At 64.4% G+C, this 24,403-nt stretch carries 20 protein-coding genes; 12 read left to right on the top strand and 8 right to left on the bottom strand.

Features of this window, described 5'->3' with window-relative positions; genetic code table 11:
- Both SS05631_RS25600 and SS05631_RS25595 read left to right on the top strand, forming a co-directional pair.
- Nucleotides 1–1,035, top strand: coding sequence for a Gfo/Idh/MocA family oxidoreductase (locus SS05631_RS25600; protein WP_037415964.1), 1,035 nt, complete (start codon nucleotides 1–3; stop codon nucleotides 1,033–1,035).
- A complete protein-coding gene (locus SS05631_RS25595; protein ID WP_037415966.1) occupies nucleotides 1,032–2,948 on the top strand; it encodes a hypothetical protein in 1,917 nt (638 codons plus the stop codon). Before SS05631_RS25600 ends, SS05631_RS25595 begins: the two co-directional genes overlap by 4 nt.
- Before the next feature lie 52 nt (nucleotides 2,949–3,000).
- Here SS05631_RS25595 and SS05631_RS25590 read toward each other — a convergent pair whose 3' ends face one another.
- Entirely contained in the window at nucleotides 3,001–3,714 is a 714-nt protein-coding gene (locus SS05631_RS25590) for a transcriptional regulator NanR (RefSeq protein WP_037415969.1), read from the bottom strand.
- Between the two features lie 166 nt (nucleotides 3,715–3,880).
- Here SS05631_RS25590 and oiaX point away from each other — a divergent pair, with 166 nt between their 5' ends.
- From oiaX to SS05631_RS25565, 5 genes are all read left to right on the top strand, one after another.
- Nucleotides 3,881–5,137, top strand: a complete 1,257-nt coding sequence (gene oiaX, locus SS05631_RS25585; protein ID WP_037415972.1) for a 3-oxo-isoapionate-4-phosphate decarboxylase OiaX — start codon at nucleotides 3,881–3,883, stop codon at nucleotides 5,135–5,137.
- A gap of 28 nt (nucleotides 5,138–5,165) precedes the next feature.
- Nucleotides 5,166–6,503, top strand: coding sequence for a four-carbon acid sugar kinase family protein (locus SS05631_RS25580; protein ID WP_095678096.1), 1,338 nt, complete (start codon nucleotides 5,166–5,168; stop codon nucleotides 6,501–6,503).
- A 197-nt stretch (nucleotides 6,504–6,700) separates the two neighbouring features.
- On the top strand, nucleotides 6,701–7,528 hold the full coding sequence (locus tag SS05631_RS25575; RefSeq protein WP_037416031.1) for a transporter substrate-binding domain-containing protein: 828 nt from the start codon (nucleotides 6,701–6,703) through the stop codon (nucleotides 7,526–7,528).
- Nucleotides 7,529–7,594: 66 nt separating this feature from the next.
- Entirely contained in the window at nucleotides 7,595–8,875 is a 1,281-nt protein-coding gene (locus tag SS05631_RS25570; RefSeq protein ID WP_037416032.1) for an FAD-binding oxidoreductase, read from the top strand.
- Nucleotides 8,876–8,892: 17 nt separating this feature from the next.
- Nucleotides 8,893–9,864: an amino acid ABC transporter permease gene (locus SS05631_RS25565; RefSeq protein WP_050988199.1), complete on the top strand. Its 972-nt coding sequence runs from the start codon at nucleotides 8,893–8,895 to the stop codon at nucleotides 9,862–9,864.
- A 45-nt stretch (nucleotides 9,865–9,909) separates the two neighbouring features.
- Here the strand turns inward: SS05631_RS25565 and SS05631_RS25560 are convergent, their stop codons facing one another.
- Both SS05631_RS25560 and SS05631_RS25555 read right to left on the bottom strand, forming a co-directional pair.
- Nucleotides 9,910–10,722 carry a PfkB family carbohydrate kinase gene (locus SS05631_RS25560; RefSeq protein ID WP_037416035.1) on the bottom strand — a complete coding sequence of 271 codons (813 nt, stop codon included), beginning with the start codon at nucleotides 10,720–10,722 and terminating at the stop codon, nucleotides 9,910–9,912.
- 73 nt (nucleotides 10,723–10,795) lie between these two features.
- Nucleotides 10,796–11,809 (bottom strand): SIS domain-containing protein, encoded by a 1,014-nt coding sequence (locus SS05631_RS25555; protein ID WP_037416037.1) that lies wholly within the window; start codon nucleotides 11,807–11,809, stop codon nucleotides 10,796–10,798.
- 210 nt (nucleotides 11,810–12,019) lie between these two features.
- Here SS05631_RS25555 and SS05631_RS25550 point away from each other — a divergent pair, with 210 nt between their 5' ends.
- Nucleotides 12,020–12,751: a GntR family transcriptional regulator gene (locus SS05631_RS25550; protein WP_037416039.1), complete on the top strand. Its 732-nt coding sequence runs from the start codon at nucleotides 12,020–12,022 to the stop codon at nucleotides 12,749–12,751.
- 4 nt (nucleotides 12,752–12,755) lie between these two features.
- On the opposite strand, the gene SS05631_RS25545 is transcribed toward SS05631_RS25550, so the two are convergent.
- From SS05631_RS25545 to SS05631_RS25535, 3 genes are all read right to left on the bottom strand, one after another.
- Complete coding sequence (locus SS05631_RS25545) at nucleotides 12,756–13,556, bottom strand: potassium channel family protein (RefSeq protein WP_037416041.1); 801 nt, start codon at nucleotides 13,554–13,556, stop codon at nucleotides 12,756–12,758.
- 66 nt (nucleotides 13,557–13,622) lie between these two features.
- The gene (locus SS05631_RS25540; RefSeq protein ID WP_037416043.1) at nucleotides 13,623–14,981 is read right to left on the bottom strand and encodes a sigma-54 dependent transcriptional regulator; all 1,359 of its coding nucleotides are present in this window, start codon (nucleotides 14,979–14,981) and stop codon (nucleotides 13,623–13,625) included.
- Nucleotides 14,978–16,852, bottom strand: a complete 1,875-nt coding sequence (locus SS05631_RS25535; RefSeq protein ID WP_037416080.1) for a sensor histidine kinase — start codon at nucleotides 16,850–16,852, stop codon at nucleotides 14,978–14,980. Before SS05631_RS25535 ends, SS05631_RS25540 begins: the two co-directional genes overlap by 4 nt.
- Nucleotides 16,853–17,087: 235 nt before the next feature.
- On the opposite strand from SS05631_RS25535, the gene SS05631_RS25530 reads away from it, so the two are divergent.
- Nucleotides 17,088–18,416 (top strand): dicarboxylate/amino acid:cation symporter, encoded by a 1,329-nt coding sequence (locus tag SS05631_RS25530; protein WP_095678095.1) that lies wholly within the window; start codon nucleotides 17,088–17,090, stop codon nucleotides 18,414–18,416.
- A 196-nt stretch (nucleotides 18,417–18,612) separates the two neighbouring features.
- Here the strand turns inward: SS05631_RS25530 and SS05631_RS25525 are convergent, their stop codons facing one another.
- Together SS05631_RS25525 and SS05631_RS25520 are read right to left on the bottom strand one after the other, a co-directional pair.
- Nucleotides 18,613–19,536 carry a response regulator gene (locus SS05631_RS25525; RefSeq protein ID WP_037416045.1) on the bottom strand — a complete coding sequence of 308 codons (924 nt, stop codon included), beginning with the start codon at nucleotides 19,534–19,536 and terminating at the stop codon, nucleotides 18,613–18,615.
- Nucleotides 19,529–22,906, bottom strand: coding sequence for an ATP-binding protein (locus tag SS05631_RS25520; RefSeq protein WP_037416047.1), 3,378 nt, complete (start codon nucleotides 22,904–22,906; stop codon nucleotides 19,529–19,531). Before SS05631_RS25520 ends, SS05631_RS25525 begins: the two co-directional genes overlap by 8 nt.
- Before the next feature lie 215 nt (nucleotides 22,907–23,121).
- On the opposite strand from SS05631_RS25520, the gene SS05631_RS25515 reads away from it, so the two are divergent.
- The 3 genes from SS05631_RS25515 to SS05631_RS25505 are packed head-to-tail and all read left to right on the top strand — an operon-like array spanning nucleotide 23,122 to nucleotide 24,400.
- The gene (locus tag SS05631_RS25515) at nucleotides 23,122–23,460 is read left to right on the top strand and encodes a metalloregulator ArsR/SmtB family transcription factor (protein ID WP_037416049.1); all 339 of its coding nucleotides are present in this window, start codon (nucleotides 23,122–23,124) and stop codon (nucleotides 23,458–23,460) included.
- Nucleotides 23,461–23,489: 29 nt separating this feature from the next.
- Entirely contained in the window at nucleotides 23,490–23,951 is a 462-nt protein-coding gene (locus tag SS05631_RS25510) for an SRPBCC domain-containing protein (RefSeq protein ID WP_037416050.1), read from the top strand.
- Nucleotides 23,951–24,400 carry a GFA family protein gene (locus SS05631_RS25505; RefSeq protein ID WP_037416053.1) on the top strand — a complete coding sequence of 150 codons (450 nt, stop codon included), beginning with the start codon at nucleotides 23,951–23,953 and terminating at the stop codon, nucleotides 24,398–24,400. The genes SS05631_RS25510 and SS05631_RS25505 overlap by 1 nt, the downstream gene beginning before the upstream one ends.
- Nucleotides 24,401–24,403: the final 3 nt, after the last annotated feature.

Raw genomic sequence — 24,403 nt, 5'->3', positions numbered from 1 at the left:
ATGGCAATTCTGAAGGGCGCCCTGATCGGCTGCGGGTTTTTCGCGGTCAACCAGATGCATGGCTGGCGCGACACCGAGGGGGCGCGGATCGTCGCCATCTGCGACCGCGATCCGGCACGGCTTAGGGCGGTCGGCGAAGAGTTCGGCGTCACGCGGCGCTATACTTCGGCCGAGGATCTGTTTGCCGATGGCGGCTTTGATTTCGTCGATATTGCGACGACCGTCAGAAGCCACCGGCCGCTGGTCGAGATGGCAGCGCTGAACGGCATTCCGACGATCTGCCAAAAGCCGATCGCGCCGACGATGGAAGACGCCAAGGCGATGGTCGCCGCCTGTGCCGCGACGGGCGCGCCTATGATGGTGCACGAGAATTTCCGCTGGCAGTCGCCGATCCGGGCCGCCAGGGCCGCAATCGACAGCGGCGTAATCGGCGAGGTGTTCTGGGGTCGGGTGAGCTTCCGGTCGGCTTATGACGTCTATTCCGGCCAGCCATATCTCGCGACCGGCAAGCGCTTCATCATCGAGGACCTCGGCATCCACGCGCTCGACATCGCGCGCTACCTCTTTGGCGATGCGGCGTCGGTGACTGCCCGCACACGCCGCATCAATCCGAAGATCGTCGGCGAGGACGTCGCGACGATGATGCTCGACCATCGCGGCGGCGTCACGTCGATCGTCGATTGCAGCTACGCCACCAGGCTGCCGGTCGAGCCTTTTCCTGAAACCTTGCTGGAAGTCGACGGCAGCAAGGGGACGCTGCGGCTCTCGCAGGGCTACCGTCTTTCTGTTCATTCGCGCGAGGGGACGAAGGTGACGGATGTCGAGCCGCGCCTTCTCCCCTGGGCCTCGGCGCCCTGGCACAATATCCAGGAGAGCGTCAGCCTGATCCAGCAGCACTTCGTCGACTGCCTGCGCGCCGGCCGCGAACCGGAGACCTCAGGAAGGGACAATCTCAAGACCTTTGCGTTGGTCGAGGCATCTTATCGCAGCGCCGCCAAGGGCAAGACCGTGCCGGTCGAGGATTTCCTCGGATGACGGCTTCCCGCATCTTTCTCCTCTTCGGGACGGAAGAGCCGGAGCCGGTGCCGCGGCGCCTCGAAGCAGGCCGGCTCAGCGCCGAGCTCGTCGGCGGCAATCTGCGCATGATCCGCTTTTCCGGCAAGGAGGTGCTGCGGGCGGTTTCCTCTCTGGTGCGCGACCGGGATTGGGGAACATGCGAGGCTGCAATCACCGAACTGACCGTCGAAGAGGAAGAGGCGGCGACGATCGCCCGATACGATGCCCGGTTCCGGGCGCCCGACGGGGCCGTCCTCGACTGCCGAGCGACGATCGAAGTCTTCCCCGACGCACTCATCTTCGATGCACGCTTCACGCCGGATCGCGATTTCGAAACGGCGCGCGCCGGCTTTGCGATCCTGCATCCGATCGTGGGCGTCGCCGGCCGGGCAGTAACGGTCCAGCATGGCGATGGTTCGGTCGAGCGTTCGGTCTTCCCCGATCTGATCGAGCCCTGGCAGCCGTTCAAGGATATCGCCGCGATTACCTATGAGGTGATGCCCGGCATCGAGGCCGAGTGCCGCATGATCGGCGACGTCTTCGAAATGGAGGACCAGCGCAACTGGACCGACGGCTCCTACAAAACCTATGTGCGGCCGCTGGCGCTTCCCTGGCCCTATGTGCTGAAAGCCGGGGAGACGGTTCACCAGGCCGTTCGGTTATCGATCCGCCAGCTCGATGCCGTTGCGGTGGTCGCTACAAAGCCGGTCCCGATCGAAATTTCGCTGAGGCGCGATCAAGGCAAGTTGCCGGCAATCGGTATCGGGCTTCGACCCGACGAGGCGGGCGATGAGCTTCTCGAAGCCGGACTGATCCGCGTGCTGGGTGCGCGGCATCTGATCTGCCATTTCGATCCGGGTGCCGGCCATGGCGCCGCGGCGCTGAGGCACTTCCGGCAGATGGCCGATACATCCGGCGCAGCGGTGACGCTAGAATGCTTCGTTCCTTGCCGACGCCCGTTGGATGACGAGCTGGGCGAGATCGCCCGGATGGTGGGTGACAGTGGACTGAGGCTCGCAAGCCTTGCCGTGTCGCCATCGGTCGACCGCCAATCGACGCCGCCGGGCAGCGCCTGGCCGGAATGCCCGCCGCTCGAAGATGTCTATCAGGCTGCGCAAAGAGCTTTTCCCGGCGTGCCGCTCGGGGGCGGCATGTTCAGCTATTTCACCGAGCTCAACCGCAAGCGCGCGCCGGCCAATCGGCTCGCCTATGTGACACATTGCACCAATCCGATCGTCCACGCTGCCGATGATCTCAGCGTCATGCAGACCTTCGAAGCGCTCCGCGACGTGACGCGCTCGGTGCGGGTGATCTATGGCGACAAGCCCTACCGCATCGGCCCTTCCACCATCGCCATGCGCCAGAACCCTTATGGCAGCCAGACAAAGGACAATCCGTCCGGCAAGCGTATCGCCATGGCCAACCGCGATCCGCGTCACAATGCGCTCTTCGGGGCCGCCTGGACGCTCGCCTATGCGGCGACCGTGGCGGAGGCGGAAGTCGAGGTGCTGACGCTTTCGACGCTTGCCGGTCCGTTTGGGCTGGTGGCCGGGCCGGGCGAGCCGGTCAAGGAGGGCTCCCCGAGGCCGCTGTTCTATGTGTTGCGCTGGCTTGCCGAGCTTTCTGGGGGCGAGGGCATCGCCATCGAGACCTGCGTGGCGGATCGGGTTCTAGGGCTCGGCGCCGAACTCGATGGTACGATCACCTTGCTGCTTGCCAATCTCACCCCCAATCCGGAGACGGTGACGCTCGCCGAGCCGGGGAGGCGGAGACTCCTCCTCTTGGACGAAGGCTGGTTCCGCAACGGCGCAAGAGAGCCTGAGGCGAGGCCGCATGAAAGTGCTGACGTTGTGCTCCCGGCCTATGCGGTCGCCCGGATCGAAATTCTCTAATCGGTTTGCCACTGCGGCAGGCCACAGGGGGTAGAGCGCTCCCAAGCGTAATCTATTTGCCCTTCGGCGCATAAAGCGCCCGCGAACGCTCGAGATGCTTGATCATCGACTGCTCGGCCTCATCAGGCTTGCCGCGCTGGATGCAGTCGATGATCTCCGCATGCTCGGAGAGCGTCACGTTCTCCCTGCCGGTCCAGATCAGCATTTCCGTATGATATTCCTTGAGCCAGCCGAGCATCGCTTCGCTCACGGCACTGAAGATCGGATTGCCGGAGATCTCAGCGATGCGGCCGTGGAAGGCCATGTCGGCGGCGATGAAGGAGTCGGAATTGCCAAGCGCGGCGCGCTGGCGCTTTAAGATCTCCTCGAGCGCGGCGACATCGGCCGTCGTAGCGCGGCTTGCGGCCTCGCGCACCATGCCGCGCTCGAAGAAGATTCGCGCGTTCTTCAGGTGCTCGAGCGAGTCCGAGGACGCCGAAAGCATGATCTTGGCGGCGACGTCCACCTGCCTCAGGAGCGATTGCGCCGTCGGCTGCAGCACCCTGGCGCGCTCGCCATGCGAAATCTCAATCAGCCCCATATTGGCAAGCGTCTGCATGGCTTCGCGAATGGCCGGGCGGCCGACCTGAAAACGCTCCATCAGCATCCGCTCCGACGGCATCTCGTCGCCGGGCTGCAATTCGCCGGTTTCGATCAGCGCCTTCAGCCGGGCGAAGACCTCGTCGGAAAGCTTCCTGCGGACGATAGGTTCTGATTGAATCGCCATGTGAACTCCACCGCTATTCTCGCTCGTCCCTCTATATGCACGTTTTCCGTGGCGAGGAAATCTCGCCCTCACCGGCCGGCTCACGCGATTTCGCTTGCGCAGCTCAGATACTCATTATACCAGTTGAGGGAACGAGGCCACTGATTTTCATGAGGGGCAAACCGCCGTGATCCGCATCACCTACCGCATCGAGACACCCGGCGACGTCGAGGCGATGGCGGCAAAGATTGCCAGCGATCAGTCGACCGGAACCTTCGTGCCGGTGCCGGGCGAAACCGAGGAGCTGAAGGCGCGCGTCGCGGCTCGGGTCGTCGCCATCAGGCATCTGGAGCCGGCCGACCGGCCCGCCTGGCCGGAGGAGGGCGGCGGGGCACAGCGTTTCAACCGGGCCGAGGCGGAGATCGCCTTTCCGCTCGATGCGATCGGCACGGATCTCGCCGCGCTCATGACAATCGCGATCGGCGGCGTCTATTCGATCAAGGGGATGACCGGCATCCGCGTCGTCGACCTGAAACTGCCGCCGGAATTTGCTGCCGCCCATCCCGGGCCGCAGTTCGGCGTCGCCGGCAGCCGCCGGCTGACCGGCGTTGACAAGCGCCCGATCATCGGCACCATCGTCAAGCCCGCCTTGGGTCTCAGGCCGGAGGAGACGGCGGAGCTGGTGGGCGACCTCGTGTCCTCCGGCGTCGATTTCGTCAAGGACGACGAGAAGCTGATGAGCCCGGCCTATTCGCCGCTGAAGGAGCGGGTCGCCGCGATCATGCCGCGGATTCTCGACCACGAGCAGAAGACCGGCAAGAAGGTGATGTACGCCTTCGGCATCTCGCACGCCGATCCGGACGAGATGATGCGCAATCACGACCTCGTCGTTCAGGCGGGCGGCAATGCCGGCGTCGTCAACATCAATTCAATCGGCATGGGTGGCGTCGCGTTTCTGCGCAAGCGCTCGGGGATCGTTCTGCATGCGCACCGGAACGGCTGGGATATTCTCACCCGCCATGGCGGCCTCGGCATGGAATTCTCCGTCTGGCAGCAGTTCTGGCGGCTGATCGGCGTCGACCAGTTCCAGATCAACGGCATCCGGGTCAAATATTGGGAGCCGGACGAGAGCTTCGTCAAATCGTTCAAGGCGGTCAGCACGCCGCTCTTTTCCGGGCGGGATTGCCCGTTGCCGGTCGTCGGCTCCGGCCAGTGGGGCGGCCAGGCCCCCGAGACCTATGCCCGCACCGGCGGCTCCACCGATCTGCTTTATCTCTGCGGCGGCGGCATCGTCAGCCATCCGGGCGGCGCCGGCGCCGGCGTCAGGGCGGTTCGCCAGGCCTGGGAGGCGGCGGTCGCGGGCATTTCGCTTGCGGACTATGCCAAAGACCATCCGGAACTCGCCCGGTCGGTTGAAAAATTCGCCGGTGGCAAGGGCGCCTGATACATCTACGATCCACGGAAGGCCGCGCATGCAAAGACCATTGCTGAGCTATTACGGCGACGACCTGACCGGCTCCACCGACGTCATGGAGGCGCTCTCCTCGCATGGGGTGGAAACGGCGCTGTTTCTCAAAATCCCGGAGGCGGCGCTCTTCGAACGTTTCGCCCATTGCCGCGCCTTCGGCCTTGCCGGCACAAGCCGCAGCCAGACACCGGATTGGATGGCAGAGCATATCCCCTCGGCCTTCGCCTGGCTGAAGTCGCTTCAGGCGCAGATCGCCCATTACAAGGTCTGCTCGACCTTCGATTCCAGCCCGGCGGTCGGCAATATCGGCAAGGCGATCGAGATCGGCCGCGAAATTTTCGGCAAGGCGCCGGTGCCGCTGGTGCTCGGCGCTCCTGAGATCCGTCGCTACACGAGCTTCGGCAATCTCTTTGCCGCCTTTCGCGGCGAGACCTATCGTATCGACCGTCACCCGGTGATGAGCCGGCATCCGGTGACGCCCATGGACGAGGCAGACATCCGCCTGCACCTCTCCCGCCAGACGTCGCTGAAGACGGGGCTGGTCGACATCGCCCAGCTCGCCTCCTCCAACGCCGACGCCGCCGCGGATTTCGCCTTTGCCGAGGGAAACGACATCGTCCTCCTCGATGTCGCGGGCGCCGAGAGCCAGGCCGCCGTCGGGCGGCAGCTCTGGCGCAAGCGCTGTGCCGGCGGCCAGTTCGCCTGCGGCTCCTCGGGTGTGGAATATGCGCTCGTCCGCGAGTGGCAGAGGCTGGGGCTCATCGGCGAAGCGCCGGTCTTCACGGCTCCCGGTCCCGTCGACCGGATTGCCGTGGTCTCCGGCAGCGTCTCGCCGACCACCGAGCGCCAGATCCGCCATGCTCTTCAGAACGGGTTTGACGGCATCGGCGTCGATCCGCTCGTGCTGGCCGCGGCCGACAGCGGCGCTGCGCTCGAGGAGGCGATAGCGCGCGGCCTGAGGGTTCTGCAGGAGGGGCGGAGTGTTATATTCTACACGGCGCTCGGGCCTTCGAGTGATCGCGGCAATGCCATCGGCCTGGAGGACGGCTCGCGCCACCGGATCGGCGAGCGGCTCGGCCTGCTCCTCAAGGAACTGGTGAAACGGGCGGGCCTTCGCCGCGCCGTCATCGCCGGCGGCGACACCTCGAGCCACGCGCTGGGCCAGCTTTCGGTGGACGCGCTGACCTTGCGCCTGCCGCTGCCGCAGTCGCCCGGTTCGCCGCTCTGCACCGCCCACAGCGGCGACCTGTCGATCGACGACATTGAGGTGGCGCTGAAAGGCGGCCAGGTGGGCCTGGACGACTATTTCGCGATGATCCGGGACGGGCGGCCAGCGTCGTAAGGGCCACTTTCAGGCACAGGCGTCTGCCGCGCATCCCCGTCCTGCCATCACCAATACGCATGGTCTCATCACTTCGTTTCATGAGTAGAGGCAGCCATTCGGCCTTGACAGCCGATCTCTGGCTCCTGCAAATTCAGTTGTCAGACATCTTACATAAACGGGAACTTTCGACTGATCGATTTGAACAGGAGGATTGCGTGAGAAAACTGTTTGCCAAGCTCGCCATCGGCGCTGCCGCATGGGCCTTCGTGACCACCGCCGAGGCGGGCGAAACGCTCGACCGGGTCATGGACAAGAAGGCCATGGTCGTTGCCACCAACAGCGGCTGGCCACCCCAGAGCTATCTCGACGACAATAACGAGATGGTCGGCTTCGACATCGACGTTTCGAAGGAGATCGCCAAGCGGCTCGGCGTCGAAATCAGCTTCGAGACGCCCGACTGGGCAACGCTGACCGGCGGCCGCTGGCAGGGTCGCTACGATCTCGGCGTCGGTTCCGTCACCCCGACCAAGGCGCGCGCCCAGGTGATCGACTTCGCCGGCATCTATTACTACAGCCCCTATGTCTATGTTCTCCACAAGGACAGTCCGGCGAAGTCCGTCGCCGATCTGAACGGCAAAATCATCGGCGTCGAGACCGCGACGACATCCGAGGACTTCATTCGCCGTCAGCTCGAGATCGACGCACCCGGTCTTCCGCCGGTCGAGTACAAGCTCGAGCCCGGCGAGATCCGCACCTTTGCCGATTCCATGCTGCCCTTCGACGATCTGCGCCTCGGCAACGGCGTGCGGCTCGACGCCGTCATCGCGCCGGAACAGACCGCCATGAACGCCATCAAGAACGGCTATCCGCTTCGCGTTCTCGATGGCGAATACGCCTTCAGGGAACCGCTGGTGGTGATTGCCGAGAAGGTCGATCCGGACTGGACCAGGAAGATCGGTGAGATCCTCGCCGAGATGAAGAAGGATGGCACGCTCGCAACGCTCACCACCAAATGGTACGGCAAGGACTATAGCGCCGACTGATCCTTATCTGCGGGCGGCGGCCAAACCGCCCGCAGCCCTGTCCATGTGAGCGATCCGCGGGTGACCATGTCCTATCCCGATACCTATTACCGAAAGACGATGACCGATGCGAAGGTCAGACCAGTTCTGTCCGAAGCGGTGGAATGCGACGCCGTCATCATCGGCGGTGGCCTTGCTGGTCTGACAACGGCGCTGCAACTCGCTCGCGCCGGCCAATCGGTGATCGTGCTCGAGGCCGAATGCATCGGCTTCGGCGCCTCAGGCCGAAACGGCGGCTTCGTCAGCCCGGGTTTTGCCACCGGCAGCGCCGAGATCGCCAGGCGGGCAGGAGCCGAAGCAGCCCGGCAGTTGCATCACCTGTCGATCGAGGGGGTCGATTTCGTCCGGGAGACGATCGAGCAGCTGAAGATCGACGGCGCCCGTCCGCAGCCTGGCCTCGTCAGCGTGCTGCGCTATGACGATGGCATGAGCCTGAAAGCGCATGCGGACAAGATGAAGCGCGCCTATGGCTACGCGCTCGACTATCTCGACACCGACCAGGTGCGTTCGGTCCTGAAGTCGAAGCGCTACTTCCACGGCCTCAGGGACGGCCGCGCCTTTCACATGCACCCGTTGAACTATCTCCGCGGCATCGCGGACGAGGTCGAGCGTCTCGGCGGGCGGATCTACGAGCGGTCGGCCGCAATAGCGACGGCTCTCGGCGCGGCCGAGAAAACCGTCCAGACGATTCGCGGCAAGGTCAAGGCCCGTCAGGTCGTCTTCACCACCGGAGGCTATAGCGGTCGGCTGCATGGCCCGCTGAAACGCGCCTTCCTGCCGATCGCCACCTATGTGATGCTGAGCGAGGAAGCGCCGGAGCTCATCCGCACGGCGATCGCCACCGACGACGCGGTCGGCGACAACCGCCGGGCCGGCGACTATTACCGGCTGGTCGACGGCGGCAAGCGGCTGTTGTGGGGCGGACGGATCACCACAAGGGCGGCTTCGCCGGCGGCGCTCGCCCGGGAGTTGCGATGCGAGATGGTCGGAACCTATCCGCAACTGAAAGAACTGAAGACCGAGCTCGCCTGGTCCGGCCTCATGTCCTATGCCCGCCATCTGATGCCACAGATCGGCGAGATGCAGCCGGGCGTATGGCACTGCACCGCCTTCGGCGGCCACGGACTCAACACGACGGCGATCGGCGGGAAGCTCGTTGCGGAGGCGATCCTCGGCCAGTCCGACCGTTACAAGCTCTTCAAGTCCTTCGGGCTCGTCTGGGCCGGCGGCTATGCCGGCCTTGCCGTGGCGCAGCTCACCTACTGGAAATTGCAGGCCCAGGACTGGTGGCGCGAGCGCGCTGCCTGAACGCCGGAGAGGTTTCGATGATTGGTCGCTTGGTACTGACTTACCCGGACGCGGCGCGGCGCACCGGCCTTCTGTTGATGCTGGCGCTCGTCACGCTCGGCATCTACGGCCTCGGCATCAGTCCGACCTGGATCGGGCATCTGCTGCCGGCCGCTTCCGACTGGCTCGCCGCCCATCCCGCGCTCGGGCAATTCCTCAGCGCATCGATGATTGCCCTCACGGCGGCAGTGAACTGGAAGGCGCTGCGCCAGCTGCCGCGCCACTGGCAGGTGGTTGGGGTCTGGCTTGAGCTCTTCGCGCTGCTGATGCTGTTCTTCTATTCTTTCGACCTGTCCTTCGCCTTCATCGCCAAGAAGATCGGCTTCCTGGTCTCGCAGGGCGTCGTCACGACGCTCTACATATCGGTGATCTCGATCGCCGTCGCCACCGTCATCGCGCTGGCCGGGGCGATAGCGAAACTGTCGAAGAATGGCGTCATCTACGGTTTTGCGACCTTCTATACCTCGCTGTTTCGCGGCCTGCCGCTGTTAATGCAGATCTATATCATCTATCTCGGCCTGCCTCAGGTCGGCTACGTCATCAGTGCGGTGCCTGCCGGTATTCTCGCCCTTTCGCTCTGCTACGGCGCCTATATGACCGAGATTTTCCGGGCCGGCATCGAGAGCATCCCGCGCGGCCAGACCGAGGGCGCGACGGCGCTGGGGCTCAGTCCCGCCCAGACCATGGGGCTGGTGATCCTGCCGCAGGCAATGCGCGTCATCATCCCGCCGACCGGCAACCAATTCATCGCCATGCTGAAGGATTCCTCGCTCGTATCGGTCGTCGGGGTCTGGGAGCTGATGTATCTTGCCCGCACCCAGGGACAGACGGAGTTCCGTCATATCGAGATGCTGATCACCGCCTCGATGATCTACTGGCTTCTCTCGGTCTGCCTGGAATATCTCCAATCCCGCATCGAAGCCCGGTTCGGCCGCTTCGATGTTCGCTGATGCGACTGCGCGCCGCTCGAAACGCGTTTAGGCGAGGCTTGAAACTCAGAGCGGCTGCGGCGCCTGCGGGAAGCCGCCGATATGGGCGCAGGTGAGGGAGGCGAGATCGCGTCCGGCCTGCAGGCATTCCGCAAGCGACCGGCCTTCCATCCGGGCCGCGATGAAGCCGGCGATGAAACTGTCGCCGGCGCCCGTCGTATCGACGACCTCGACGGGACGGATGCCGGCCGTGGCTTGCTCCCTGCCGTCGCTCGCAAGCGAGCCGCGACTACCGCGCGTCACCACGGCGAGGCGGGCACCGCGTGCCAGGAAATCGGCGGCGAGGCGCTCGGCCGCGGCGTCGTTCTCGCCGGCCGAGCCGAAGGCGATCGACAGCCCCGCGACTCCGAGGTCAGCGGCCGCGGCGTTGACGGAGACGTCCTGCGAGACGCTGACACCTCTCGCCGAGAGCGCGCGGCGCAGCGCGCCGCCATCGTCAAGCCAGCCGATATGGACATGATCCATGGTCTTCAGGATTTCCAGCTCGGCCGGATCCGGCCGATAGCCGGCGCAGACCCCGAAGTCCTCGTGAACGAAGATCCGGTCGCCGGCCGGCGTCACGTCGATATCCGTATAGGCGGTGTTGCCGTCGCGTTCCTGCAGGTGATCCAGCCTTACCGCATGTTCCTCGAGCAGGCGGCGCACCTTTGCGCCGTCGCCATCACGGCCGACGGCGCCGAAATAGAAGGACTGATGACCGAGCCGCGCGAGCTGCACGGCAACATTGACCGCATTGCCGCCGACATAGGACCGGGACAGCGGCGGACGAAACCGATCGATGCAGTTGTCGCCGACGGCGGCAAGGCGGAAGGAGGTCATGACTGTCCCTAAGATTCACGCAAGGGGCGTGCGAGTACTGTTGCAGGCGCGACCCCTCGTGCCGCTTGCCCGCTCAATAGGCAACGCGTTTGTAGTAGCGCCGCGTGGTCAGCGGATGGTTGCGCAGGACTTCGAGATGGGCGCTGATCCGTTCGAGCACCGTGGCAAGGACGATCGGCGAGACGAGACCGCGCACCTCCGGCGAAATGCCGGGCAGGTCGAATTGCGCCGTATCGAGTACCGTCAGCTTGTCGGTGTAGCCCGGCGCGAATTTCTCGACGCGGTCGGCGAGCGGCCGCAGGCTGTCCTCGCCCTTGAAGAGAATGACGCTGACGCCCTTCTCGACGAGTTCCAGTGTGCCATGGAAGAAGTCCGAGGCATGCACCGGACGGGTGCGGATCCACTGCATCTCTTCGAGGATGCACATGCCGTAATAGAAGGCCTCGGGCCAGACGTTCCCCGCGCCGGTGACGATGTGATAGTCCGAGCCGGCGAGGATCCTGGCAAAGGCCTCCGCCATGTCCTCGTAGCTGCGCTTCACCCCGAGGAGCAACTGCGGGAGTTGTTGCAGTTCCGCGACGATCTCATCGTAATTGTCGATCTCGCCGCGGTGGCGCAGGATCGAAAGCGCAATGAAGAGCGATTGCAGATAGAAGGATTCGCAGGACGTGTCGTCCTCGGCGAAATTGACGAAGGCATGGTCGCCGCCTTTGCCGAGCGGCGTCTCCTCGTGGCCGACGAGCGTCAACACCGTGGCGCCGGTCTCCTTTACCTTGGCGAGCAGCGCCACGCTTTCCTTGGTCGTGCCGGAGAGCGAGGGGATCACGACGATCGATTTTTTCGTCAGGTTGGCCGAGCCGGTGACCACCAACTCTGCGGCAAGATCGCTGAAGACCGGGAAGCGCGATTTTCGCTGTAGCAATTGCACCGCCGGCTGCATCAAGATGGCTGCGCCGCCGGTACCCAGAAAGAAGATATTCTCGGCGCCCTTGTTGAGGCAGGACCCGATGACCGCGTCGAGGCGCGGCCCGAGGGCGGCGGCGCCGGACTGGATGCGAAGAAATCTCTGTTCGTCGAAATTCAGCATGGTTCTCTCTCGATATAACAACAATGGCAGCGCGTTTATTGTTGTAAGACAACTGACAACATCGGGAGCTTGTGTCAAGTGGGCTGGCTTGACTGAGCAAAGCGGATCGTCCTGGCTGGCGCCACCCTTTCTGTTTGCGATCGCTTGACCTTGACCACACCGAATTTGTCAGACAAGAAAGGTCTGGTCTATGGCGCTTTGGAGAGAGAATTGGACGAGCCGCTTCGCGATACGCGCACATTGGTGATCCAGCTTCGCGACCGCATCGCCGATTTGATCCGCGACGAGGCGCTGAAGCCCGGCGACAAATTGCCGACCGAGGCGCAGCTGACGCAGCGCTTCAAGATCTCGCGGCCGGCGCTGCGGGAAGCCCTGAAACTGCTCGAACAGGATGGGGTCATCTATGTGGAGCATGGGCGCGGCCGGTTCGTTTCGGCCATGTCGGCCGTCCAGGTGGACAGGCCGATCACGGTATTCGAGAGCGTCACCGACATGACGCGGCACTACGGTTATCAGACCCTCAACAAGGTGCTTTCGATCGCCGAAGAAATCCCCGACGCGCTGATCGCGAAACAGCTGAAGCTGGGTGAGGGTGAGCGCGTCGTCCGCCTCGAAAGGCTGCGGCTGCAGAAGGACGAACCGATCCTCTATTGCGTCGATTACATCCCGCGCGGCATCATCCCGAACCGTCTCTACGACATCGACTGGACCGGCTCGCTGCTCGACCTGCTCGATCGCTACCGGCACCGGCCGCGCATGTCGTCGGCGACCGTCTCCGCGGTGATGCTGCCTGCGGAGGTGATCGAACGGCACGATCTCAGGGACTTCGGGCCGGCGCTGCTCATTCGCGAGACCTGCTTCAGCACGGCCGGCGCGCCCGTCATCCACGCCATCGACTATCACCGCGGCAGCCATTTCACCTTCAGCTTCGCGCGCAAATAGGCGCTCAATCACCCTCGTCGGGGATATTGAGCAGGTGGCCGCAGGCCTTGCAATGCACGGCGTCGAGGTCGTGCCGCTGCAGCCCGCATTGCGGGCAAGTGAAGTTCACCTTGTGCGGCCGAACCACCGCCTGGGCGAGCCGGACGAAGAGCGAGATGCCGATGATCATCGTCACGACGGAGGTGAGCTTGCCCAATGTGCCGGGCAGCGTAATGTCGCCAAAGCCGGTGGTGGTGACCGTCGCGACGGTGAAGTAGAGCGCGTCGACGAAGCCTTCGCCGCCCTCCTGCGCGTAGAAGAAGGTGGTGTAGACGAAGCCCGTCATCATGAACAGGAAGACGAGAAAGTTCAGGCAGGCGCGCACCACGTCCTGAAGATGCGCGCCGCCGATGCGCCGCAAGCCTTCGCGCAGCAGCGGGCTTCTCCCGATCGCCCAGATCCGCATGGCTCTCAGGAATGCGAAATTGAACAGGAGGTCCGGGAACAGAAGGGTGGCGAGGATGACCAGGTCGATCCAGGTCATCGGCCTTCTGAGAAAGACACGCAGCGACGGAGCCGAAAGCGCGCGCGCCAGCAGTTCGGCGCCGATCCAGGCGGCGATCGTGTAGTCGATGATGAGATAGGTGGGGCCTTCCCGGAGATAGGGGCCCAAGATGAAGAAGGCGAGGATGCTGAGATCGATGAAAGCGAGAAGCGCTTGCCACCGCAGCGCCGACGGATCGCGGCCGCGTTCAATGCGCTGCAATGCGATCCGAAACGATCGGACATTGGTGGAGGCGGATCGCCTGCGCTCGGTCATATCCATGGGCTGGAGATAGGCTCGCGACGTTCGCCGTCAAGCACTTGCGGTCCGCGCATGCCCTGGTCGATCTCAGGATTCCTCGGCACCACGCCCATAGTCCGCCCGGTTGATCCCGTGGCGCTGCAGCTTGTCGTAAAAGGTCTTGCGCGGGATGCCGAGCGCCTGCAGGGTTTCCCTGACATCGCCGCGATGGGCGGTTAGCGCCTCTTTCAAAATATCGGCCTCGTAGCGCTCCAGCCGCTCGGGCAGGGTGCCGTTGCTCGGCACCGGCGGGGCGGCGGACTTGCCGGGATTGGCCTCGACCCCGAGTGCCACACGTTCGGCAAAATGCGAGAGTTCGCGCACATTGCCCGGCCAGGCATGCGTCATCAGATGGTCGCGAACCATAGCGGAGATCTCCGGCACCTCCCGTCCGAAACGCTCCGAGGCGCGTTTCAGGAAATGCGAGAAGAGCAGCGGGATGTCCTCGCGGCGTTCGCGCAGCGGCGGAATCGACAGCGTCACGACGTTCAGGCGGTAGTAGAGATCCTCGCGGAATTCGCCGCGTTCGGCCGGGTCGCCGAGGTCGATCTTGGCCGCCGCGACGACGCGGATATCGACCGGGCGAACAATATTGGTGCCGAGCGGCGTGATCTCGCGAGCTTCGAGCACGCGCAGCATCTTGACCTGGGTTGCCGGCGGCATCGCCTCGATCTCGTCGAGGAACAGCGTGCCGCCGCTCGCATGCTCGATCCGGCCGATGCGCTTTTTGACGGCGCCGGTGAAGGCGCCGGGCTCGTGGCCGAAAAGCTCGCTTTCGATCACCGTTTCGGGCAGCGCGCCGCAATTCAGCGCGACGAAATTGCCGCTCCGGCGCCGGCTCCACTGGTGCAGAAGCGTCGCGACGACCTCCTTGCCGCTGCCGGTCTCGCCGGCGACCAGCACGTCGACATCCGTGTCGGCGATATGCCTCAGCGTCTGGCGCAGCCGTTCCATCACCGGCGTCTGGCCGATCAGCGGCAGGCTTTCCGACGCCGCTTCCGCTGCCCGGCGAAGGGCGCGGTTCTCCATCACCAGGCGGCGCTTCTCTTCAGCCCGCCGGGCGCTCTGCACGAGCCGGTCGGCTGCAAAGGGCTTGGCGATGAAATCATAGACTCCGTCCTGGATGGCCTGGACCGCCATCGGTATGTCGCCATGGCCAGTGACCAGGATCACCGGAAGATCGGCGTCGAGCTCGGCGATCCGCCGGAAGAATGCGAGCCCGTCCATGCCCGGCATGCGAATATCGCTGACGACGACGCCCTCGAAACCGGGGTCGAGTTTTGCGAGCGCCTCGGCCGCGCTGGGGAAGGGCGATACAGCGAAGCCGGCAAGTTCCAGGGTCTGCTGCATCGCCTTGCGCAGGTCGCGATCGTCATCGACCAGGAATACAGAGGGTGCGCGGTTCATGGCGCGTCGGCCTCCTTCAGTTGCACGGTGAATGTCGTTCCGGACGGGCTGCTGTCGACCTCGATCGTGCCGCCATAGTCGTTCACGATCTCTTTGGAGATCGCGAGACCAAGGCCGAGCCCTTCCTCCTTCGAGGTGTTGAAAGGGGTGAACAGCTCGTCCAGGATGTCGGCGGGGACGCCCGGTCCGTTGTCGGCGACGGTGAGCGCGATGCCGCCGGCCGTCTCCTCGCAGCGCACCCGGATCAGTGCGTCGTCGCGATCGCCGATCGCTTCCAGCGCGTTCTGCAGCAGGTTGATCAGCACCTGTTCCAGGCGGATGCGATTGCCGAGCGCCTTCAGGCCGTCCGGCGGCAGCTCGATGCGGATCGCGTCCATCCGGCCGGCAAAGCGGCTGCGTAAGAGCAGAAGCGCGCCCTCGACGACATCCTTCATCTCCGTCGGCTCGGCCGCGAAATGGCCCTTGCGGGCGAAGCGCCGCAACTCGTCGGTGATCGCGCCGACGCGTTCGGTAAGCTCGGCGATGCTCTCCATGTTCTCGGAGGCGATCGCGCTCTGGCCGTGGTCGAGGAAGGTGCGGGCATTGTCGGCATAGGCGCGGATGGTCGCAACCGGCTGGTTGATTTCGTGGGCGACGCCGGCGGCGACTTGTCCGAGGATCGCCAGCCGGTTGGCCTGCACCAGATCCTGCTGGACCGCCTGCAGCTTCTCGGCCGTCTGCCGGTGGTCGGCGATCTCGGTTTCAAGGCGGTCGCGGGCCCTGCTGAGGTCACGTGTGCGCGCCTCGACCTTTTCTTCCAGCTCGGTGCGCGCCAGCCGCTCCGTGGCCGATCGCATCGCCACCACCTGCCGCCGCCGCAGCAGAAATGCGGCCAGCGCCAGGAGCGGCACCAATGCGGCAAGCATGAGGAGCCGCATCTCCCGCGCCCCGGCCGCCAGCGCCACCTTTACCGGCGACAGTTGCTCGAGCCGCCAGGCGGTGGATGGCACCGGCGTCTCGACGCGCAGGAAGGCTTCGGTGCCGTCGCCGGGCAGCAGCGCCTCCAGCGTCGAAGAGCCGTCCGGCTGGTCCTCTATCCGATGAAAAGGCAGCGGCAGTAGCGGCGCGTCGCCGAACTGCAGGCTTTCGCGGATGTCGGCAAGCCGGTCGTCGGGGATCGGCCGCGTCGTCATGAAGCGCCAGGAGGGCAGGCTGGTGATCAGCACGATGCCGCGCCGGTCGGTGACATAGGTCGGCTTGTCCGTCACCCGCCAATCGGCCTCGACGCCGTCGAACTCGAGCTTGGCGACGATCACGCCGAGCGGCCCGTCCGGCCCGTCGACACGCCGCGATATATAGAGGCCGGGCCGCCGGCTCACCGTCCCCATGGCGAAATGCTCGCCCTTGCCGTCGCGCATCGCCAGGCGGAAATAGTCGCGGAAGGCATAGTCGTTGCCGACGAAGCTCGTCGGTTCCCGCCAGTTGCTGGCGGCGACGGCGACGCCGTCGCGGCCGATCAGATAGACGACGGCCGCCTCGGCGCTTGCCGCAAGGCTTTCGAGCTTGCGATTGATCGGCTCCAGCGACTGCGGGCTCGGCGAGGCGAGCGCCTGGCGAATGGCGGTATCGTCGGAAAGAACGAGCGGCAGGGCCCGCTGCCGCTCGACCACCGCCCTTAACAGCGAGACTTTCAGGCTGGCGTCGAGCCGGCTCTGTTCGGCAAGGTCAACGAGCGCCTGCAATCGCCCATATGCCCCGGCAAGGTGGAGACCAGCGACCAGAAGCATGAGCGCCACGGCCGCAAACAGCAGCCACGACTGCCGCGACCGGCGGCGGAGCGCGCCCAGATCGTCCGTGCCTGACGGGTATTTGGTCATGGCGGCATTGTGCATGTTTTCGCCCGGCGTGCCAGCCGGTTTGTGCGGAAATCCGCACAGGCCGATTGCCCGTTCTTCACTCTCTCCAGAAAACATCAAGTGTTTCAAGCCTGTGCAGAGCCGGCAACAATCTGGCACGCCCGTTGCAAACAAGCTCCACAAGGCAGCCGCTGCTGTCGATCTTCGGAAGAGTGGCCCGGGAGGCCCGGCGCGTTGCCGGACTGGGCGCGTCCCAAGTGGAGGATATCACATGATCATCGAGCATTCCGCGGAGGTCCGCGACAAGACACCCTTTTACCGCCATCTCTATGTCCAGGTTCTGGCGGCGATCGCCGCGGGCATCCTGCTCGGCCATTTCTATCCCGAGCTCGGCACTGAGCTGAAGCCGCTCGGCGACGCCTTCATCAAGCTCGTTAAAATGATCATCGCGCCGGTGATCTTCCTGACTGTCGCGACCGGCATTGCGGGGATGACCGATCTCGCCAAGGTCGGCCGCGTCGCCGGCAAGGCAATGATCTACTTCCTGACCTTCTCCACGCTTGCGCTCGTCGTCGGCCTCATCGTCGCCAATGTCGTGCAGCCGGGTGCGGGCATGCATATCGACCCGGCCTCGCTCGACGCGAAGGCGGTCGCCTCCTATGCGGCGAAGGCGCATGAGCAGTCGATCACCGGCTTCCTGATGAACATCATCCCGACGACGCTGGTCGGCGCCTTTGCCGAGGGCGACATCCTGCAGGTGCTGTTCATCTCGGTGCTCTTCGGCCTCTCGCTCGCCATGGTCGGCAAGAAGGCCGAGCCGGTCGTCGACTTCCTGCAGGCGCTGACGCTGCCGATCTTCCGGCTGGTGGCGATCCTGATGAAGGCCGCTCCGATCGGCGCCTTCGGCGCGATGGCGTTCACCATCGGCAAATACGGCGTCGCCTCGATCGCCAACCTCGCCATGCTCATCGGCACCTTCTACCTGACCTCCTTCCTGTTCGTCTTCGTCGTGCTTGGCGCGGTGGCCCGCTACAACGGCTTCTCGATCGTGGCGCTGATCCGCTACATCAAGGAGGAACTTCTGCTGGTGCTCGGAACGTCTTCCTCGGAAGCCGCACTGCCGGGCCTGATGAACAAGATGGAAAAGGCCGGTTGCAAGCGCTCGGTCGTCGGCCTCGTCATTCCGACCGGTTATTCCTTCAATCTCGACGGCACGAATATCTACATGACGCTGGCGGCGCTGTTCATCGCCCAGGCGACCGACACGCCGCTCTCGTATGGCGACGAGATCCTGCTGCTGCTCGTCGCCATGTTGAGCTCGAAGGGTGCGGCAGGCATCACCGGCGCCGGCTTCATCACGCTCGCCGCGACGCTCTCGGTCGTCCCCTCCGTGCCGGTCGCCGGCATGGCGCTGATCCTCGGCATCGACCGCTTCATGTCCGAGTGCCGGGCACTCACCAACTTCGTCGGCAATGCGGTTGCGACGCTGGTGGTGGCGAAGTGGGAAGGCGAACTGGACCAGGCGCAGCTCTCGGCGGCGCTTGGCGGCAACCAGCCGGTCGAGACTATCCCGGCGGTCGCGGTTCAGCCCGCCGAATAACTTGCCTCCCAGGGCAACGCACGATGAGTGCAAACTGGCGCGGTCTGGTTTTCCAGGCCGCGTCCTTTTTTTGGGCGCGAGGGGTATGGCGACAGTTGCAACATAAGGCGACACGCCCCTGTTGCCGGCAGGCCAGAGGGGGGTGTCGCGTCCGCATACGCCGCGAGCCTATCTGAGCCACTGCGTGTGGTGAAAACTAAATCCCGTGCAGCACCTGCGTCGCCTTGACCGCCGCCGAAGCGCGGTTCTCGACGCCGAGCTTCACATAGATCTGTTCGAGGTGCTTGGTGACGGTGCGGGCGCTTAAGCCCAGGATCTCGCCGATGTCGCGGTTGGATTTGCCCTTGGCGATCCAGAGCAGAACCTCGGACTCGCGCTGAGTGAGATGGAAATGCTGGCGCAGCGTCTCGTCGTCGCTGACGCCGTTCTCGGCGGTCAGGCGGAAGAGAAATTCGTTGGCGCCAATGGCGCCGAGATAGGAAATCTGCAGCCCCGTCTGGCCGGCCTGGTGCAGCGTCAGGCTGCCCTGCTTGTCGCTCCCCTGCTTCTCCCGCTCCCGCATCCAGACGGCGATGCGGGCGGCCACCACCGCAAGGCCTTCATCGCTGCCGGTGGCGGCGTTGACGAGGCGGGTCGCCTGCGGCGTCGACCAGCGCACGGTGCCATCGCCGCGCACGGCCAGCAGGTGCCGGCCGGCGGCATCGAGTGCGACGCGGGCGCTCTGGGCCGAGCGGGCATTGGAAAGGTGGACGCGGATGCGGGCACGCAGCTCGTCGATGTTGATCGGCTTCGTCAGGTAGTCGACGCCGCCGGCCTCTAGTGCCCGCACCACATGTTCCGTCTCCGTCAGCCCCGTCATGAAGACGACCGGCACCTGGGCGACCGAGGCATTGGCCTTCAATCGCGTACAGGTGTCGAAGCCGTCCATGCCGGGCATCACCGCGTCGAGCAGGATGAGGTCGGGCGTGATGCGGTCGGCGATGTTGAGCGCCGCATGGCCGGAGGTGGCGATCAGCACGGAAAAGCCGGACTGTTCCAGCGCCTCGGTGAGGAAGCCGAGCGCCTCGGGAGAATCGTCGACGAGCAGCACGATGTCGCGCGGGTTGGCGGTTTCAGGCACGGGCGTTCGCCTCCTCGGGAAGCAGCCGTTTCAGAAAGGCATCGTAGCCGCCAAGGTCGAAGGCCCGGACATAGGCAGTGGCCGCCTCGGCAAAGGGCTTGTTCTCGGGGTTCAGGGCAATCTCCGTCAGTTTCGCCTCTATACCTCTCACGTAGCCGATTTCGCCGAGCGCTATCAATTCCCTCACATGCTGCTCGCCGGGGCTGGTGACAGTGGCTTTGCCGTTGGCGGGCGCATCTTTGACGTCGCCCTCGTGGATCCATTCGAGGCCGAGATGGATCGCCAGCTTGTCGGTGAGCTGGCGCACGCCGAAAGGTTTGGCGAGCGTGTCGTTGTGGCCGATGGCGCCGGCCGCCGAGCCGTCGCCGATATTGGCAGACAGCATGATCGCCGGCGCCGTCTGGCCGCCCTCGCGGAGCTTTGTCACCAGTTCCCAGCCGTTCATGCCGGGCATCGAGATATCGATCAGGAAGAGGTCCGGCCGCGTCCCCTCGATGAGCGCCAGGCAGTCGGCGCCGCTCGCCGCCGAGAGAACGGTGAAGTCGAGCGGAGCGAGTACCTCGCGCATCAGTTCGCGGTGGTCGGCATTATCGTCGACGACGAGGATGGTGCGGTGCGCGCCCCTGTAGGACCTGATCCTGCGCACCGGGTCGATGAGCGCCACCGGACGGTCGACGGCCGAAAGCATCAGCCGCACCTTGAAGGCGGTGCCCTTGTCCTTCTCGCTCGTCACCGAGATCTCGCCGCCGAGCGTCTGGGTCAGCAGGCGGGTGATCGTCAAGCCAAGACCGAGCCCCGGCATGCGATACTCGGCGTCGCCTCGCTGGAAGGGATCGAAGATCTTGGGCAGGTCCTTGTCACTGATGCCGCGGCCGCTGTCTTCGATGGTGAAGGTCGCCACCTGGCTGCGATAGACGATGTCGAAGCGGATTTGGCCCTGATCGGTGAATTTCACCGCGTTCGACAGTAGGTTGACGAGGATCTGCCTGAGCCGCTTCTCGTCGGTCTTCACATATTGCGGCAGCGTAGGGCTCCGGTTGTGCTCGAAGCCGATGCCCTTGGCCTGCGCCTGCGGGCGGAACATGTCGACGATCTGGTCGAGGAAATCGTGAACGTTGATCTCGTTCGAATAGACCTGCAGCTTGCCGGCCTCGATCTTGGAAATGTCGAGCAGCCCGTCGATCAGGCCGGAAAGATGATCGGCGCTGCGCTTGATCACCTTGATTGCGCCCTGCCGCGATTGCGGGATCGTCTCATCGCGCTCGAGGATCTGCGCATAGCCGAGCACGGCGTTGAGCGGCGTGCGCAGCTCGTGACTTAAGCCCACGACATACCGGCTCTTGGCGCGGTTGGCGGATTCGGCCGCTTCCTTGGCATTCTGCAGCGCCGCGTCGGTCTTCTTGTGGGCGGCGATCTCCTTCAAAAGCAGGGTGTTCTGGCGGGAGGATTCCTCCTCGGCCACGACGCGGCTGTCATGGGCGAGCACATAGAACCAGGAGACGACGCCGGCGAGGATGGCGAAGACGAAGAAGACGATGGCGATCGTGCGTTCGACGACCGCGGCGGTCTCCGGCGAGGCGGCGGTCGTCTGGTGGGCAATCATCGCCAGGATAACCCCGATGCCGGAGATCGAGATCACCGCCGAAATCGCGTAGCGCCCCAGCCTCGTGGCGAGCTTTGCGACGACCGTCTCCGGCAGCACGGCCTTGGCCACCGCGGTGATTTGGGCATTTAACCGCGCCTTCGGCTTGCACATGTCGTGGCAGCGGCTGTCGAGTGAGCAGCAGAGCGAGCAGATCGGCGCGGCATAGGCCGGGCACCAGGCCATGTCTTCGGGCTCGAACGGATGCTCGCAGATCGAACAGGTGATCTCGCTTTCGCTTATCCAGCTCTTGCGCGGCTTGCGGGCGAGATAGAACTTTCCCTCTGTCCACCAGGCAAGGAGCGGCGAGACGATAAAGGCGGTGACGAGGGCGATATAGGGCGCCAGCGAGGCGGCGATGTCACCCATGACGCCGAAATGTGCGGCGAGCGCCAGAAGCGCCGAGACGCTCATGGTGCCGAGGCCGACAGGATTGACGTCGTAGAGATGGGCGCGCTTGAATTCGATGCCAGGCGGCGAGAGGCCGAGCGGCTTGTTGACGAAGAGATCGGCAGAGATCGTCGAGAGCCAGGCCATGGCGATGACCGAGAAGATGCCGAGCGTCTCCTCGAGCAGCCGGTAGATGCCGAGCTCCATCAGGAGCAGCGCGATCGCCACGTTGAAGACCAGCCAGATGACGCGGCCCGGATGGCTGTGGGTCAATCGCGAAAAGAAGTTCGACCAGGCAAGCGACCCCGCATAGGCATTCATCACATTGATCTTCAGCTGGGAGACGACGACGAAGGCGACCATCAGTATGAGCGCGGCCGTCTCAGAGGGGACGATGTAGCCGAAGGCGGTGTAATACATCTGCGCCGGATCGGCGGCGCGGGTCGAGGGCACGCCGGCGCTCAGCGCCAGCACGACGAGGAAAGAGCCGGCCAAGAGCTTCGGTGCGCCGACGATCACCCAGCCGGAACCGGCGAGGAAGACGGCGATGCGGTGGTGCAGCTTCCTCTGGCCGTCCGGAGGCAGGAAGCGCAGGAAGTCGACCTGCTCCCCGATCTGCGCCATCAGCGCGAAGATCACGGCCGATGCGGCGCCGAACTCCGCGAGATCGAAGGGCGCGACGGTGCCGGCTGGGCCGGAGGCGTGCTGGATGCCGGCATAGGAGAGCCACAGGCCCACCTTCTGCCAGTCGGCAAAAGCGATGAAGGCGAAGGGCACGATGTTGAGCACGATCCAGAAGGGCTGGGTCAGGAGCTGGAATTTGCTGATCAGCCGCACGCCGTGAGTGACGAGCGGGATCACCATGACGGCGCTTACGATGTAGCCGATCCAGAGCGGTATGCCGAGCGCCAGCTCGAGGGCCCCGGACATGATCGACGCTTCGATCGCGAAGAGGATGAAGGTGAAGCTCGCATAGATCAGCGAAGTGATCGTCGAGCCGATATAGCCGAAGCTCGCGCCGCGTGTCAGAAGGTCGATGTCGACGCCGTGGCGGATCGCATAGCGGCTGATCGGCAGCCCGACGACGAGGATCATGACGCTCGCCACGAGGATCGCGATGATCGCATTGGTGGTGCCGTAGGACATGGTGATGGCGCCGCCGATTGCTTCCAGCGCCAGGAAGGAGATCGCGCCGATCGCCGTCTGCGAGATACGTTCTGAGGAAAAGCGCCGCGCGCTCTTCGCCGTGAAGCGCAGCGCATAGTCTTCCAGCGTCTGGTTGGCGACCCAGCGATTGTATTCTCGCCGAACGGGAATGATGCGCTGGCGTGCCGCCATGTTGCCTCGTCGTTAGGGTATTCCGCCGGTCTCTGCCTATTTTCCCGGCAAGCTATGGCGACGCATGAAATTTATGCAATGCAACGAGCGGGAAAGCAAGCTTGAAACGGTCAGTCGCTCGTAGTCGCGGCGGAGCACGGGCAATCGGCTTGACAGGAGCGTCCTCTCTCCTGTATTAAACCAAGAAGTTAATTAGCTTATAGGTTAAATTCGGCATGGATCAGTTGAGCACCACGCTGTCGGCCTTGGCCGACCCGACCCGTCGGGCCATTATCACCCGTCTTGCCTCGGGCGAGGCGACTGTGAACGAGCTGGCTGCCCCGTTCGACATGAGCCTGCCGGCCGTCTCCAAGCACCTGAAGGTTCTGGAGCGCGCCGGCCTCATCGCGCGCGGCCGCAACGCGCAGTGGCGGCCTTGCCGGCTGCAGGCGGAGCCGCTGAAGGAGATTGCCGATTGGGTCGGGCGCTATCGCCCGTTCTGGGAGGCCAGTTTCGACCGGCTCGACAGCTATCTTGATGAACTGCAGCGCAACGACAAGTCGGATCAGAATTGAACCGAACCTGTCTGAGAAGGGAGAAGCCAATGAATGCTCCATCTCTCAAGGAGGAGATCGCCCTCACCATCACGCGCGTCCTTGCCGCGCCTCGCGACATCGTCTTCAAAGTCTGGACCACGCCAGAGCACCTCGCGCGCTGGTGGGGACCGAAGGACTTCACGGTGCCAAGCATGACGGCCGATTTCCGTGAGGGCGGCGCCTGGCGCAGCTGCATCCGCTCGGCCGAAGGGCAGGACTACTGGGCCCAGGGCACCTATCGCGAAATCGTGCCGCCGAGCCGCCTCGTCTTTACGTTCACCTGGGAAGAAGAGGACGCGATCGATACACTGATCACCGTCACCTTCGAGGAGGTGGCGGGCGGCACAAGGCTCACTTTCCAACAAGCGCCCTTCGCGACAGTCGAGAGCCGCGATTCGCACGCGGAAGGTTGGGGCGAATGCATGGATCGTCTCGATGCCTATGTCGTTGCCTGGAAGGAGGCTGTGTAATGAAGAAGGCCTACCACGGCAGCTGCCATTGCCGGGCGGTTCGCTTTTCCGCAAATCTCGACCTTGCGCCGGAAGGCGAGCGATCGGAGCCGTCGCGGCCGGGCGTCTGGTGGACGACGACTTTCCGCTGCAACTGCTCCTCTTGCCTCAAGGCGCGCTTCTGGAAAATTTTCGTGACGCCTGAGGATTTCTCCCTGCTTTCCGGTGAGGAGGCACTCGCCGAATACCGCTTCGGCGAGCGCTCGATCCGCCATGTCTTTTGCAAGCATTGCGGCGTCCGTCCCTTTGCCAGCGCCGATTTTGAGATGCTGGGCGGACCGTTTCATGCGGTGAACATCGCCTGCCTCGACGATGCGACCGACGAGGAGCTGGCGAATGCGCCGATCGTCTACGAGGATGGTCGGCACGATGCCTGGGACCGGGCACCGGCGGTGACCGGGTATTTGTGACCT

The sequence above is a fragment of the Sinorhizobium sp. CCBAU 05631 genome, from assembly GCF_002288505.1.
GTDB lineage: Bacteria > Pseudomonadota > Alphaproteobacteria > Rhizobiales > Rhizobiaceae > Sinorhizobium > Sinorhizobium fredii_C.
The sequence above is the reverse complement of the archived record's forward strand: the minus strand, read 5'-3'. Positions and strand labels throughout refer to the sequence as shown.

Bases quoted from the DNA above. Each gene is read 5' to 3' on its own strand.
- SS05631_RS25565 (WP_050988199.1), top strand. From the start codon at position 8,893: ATGATTGGTCGCTTGGTACTGACTTACCCGGACGCGGCGCGGCGCACC.
- SS05631_RS25560 (WP_037416035.1), bottom strand. From the start codon at position 10,722: ATGACCTCCTTCCGCCTTGCCGCCGTCGGCGACAACTGCATCGATCGG.
- SS05631_RS25570 (WP_037416032.1), top strand. From the start codon at position 7,595: ATGTCCTATCCCGATACCTATTACCGAAAGACGATGACCGATGCGAAG.
- SS05631_RS25590 (WP_037415969.1), bottom strand. From the start codon at position 3,714: ATGGCGATTCAATCAGAACCTATCGTCCGCAGGAAGCTTTCCGACGAG.
- SS05631_RS25535 (WP_037416080.1), bottom strand. From the start codon at position 16,852: ATGCACAATGCCGCCATGACCAAATACCCGTCAGGCACGGACGATCTG.
- SS05631_RS25510 (WP_037416050.1), top strand. From the start codon at position 23,490: ATGAATGCTCCATCTCTCAAGGAGGAGATCGCCCTCACCATCACGCGC.
- SS05631_RS25600 (WP_037415964.1), top strand. From the start codon at position 1: ATGGCAATTCTGAAGGGCGCCCTGATCGGCTGCGGGTTTTTCGCGGTC.
- SS05631_RS25515 (WP_037416049.1), top strand. From the start codon at position 23,122: ATGGATCAGTTGAGCACCACGCTGTCGGCCTTGGCCGACCCGACCCGT.
- SS05631_RS25580 (WP_095678096.1), top strand. From the start codon at position 5,166: ATGCAAAGACCATTGCTGAGCTATTACGGCGACGACCTGACCGGCTCC.
- SS05631_RS25505 (WP_037416053.1), top strand. From the start codon at position 23,951: ATGAAGAAGGCCTACCACGGCAGCTGCCATTGCCGGGCGGTTCGCTTT.
- SS05631_RS25595 (WP_037415966.1), top strand. From the start codon at position 1,032: ATGACGGCTTCCCGCATCTTTCTCCTCTTCGGGACGGAAGAGCCGGAG.
- SS05631_RS25555 (WP_037416037.1), bottom strand. From the start codon at position 11,809: ATGCTGAATTTCGACGAACAGAGATTTCTTCGCATCCAGTCCGGCGCC.
- SS05631_RS25520 (WP_037416047.1), bottom strand. From the start codon at position 22,906: ATGGCGGCACGCCAGCGCATCATTCCCGTTCGGCGAGAATACAATCGC.
- SS05631_RS25540 (WP_037416043.1), bottom strand. From the start codon at position 14,981: ATGAACCGCGCACCCTCTGTATTCCTGGTCGATGACGATCGCGACCTG.
- SS05631_RS25530 (WP_095678095.1), top strand. From the start codon at position 17,088: ATGATCATCGAGCATTCCGCGGAGGTCCGCGACAAGACACCCTTTTAC.
- SS05631_RS25545 (WP_037416041.1), bottom strand. From the start codon at position 13,556: ATGGATATGACCGAGCGCAGGCGATCCGCCTCCACCAATGTCCGATCG.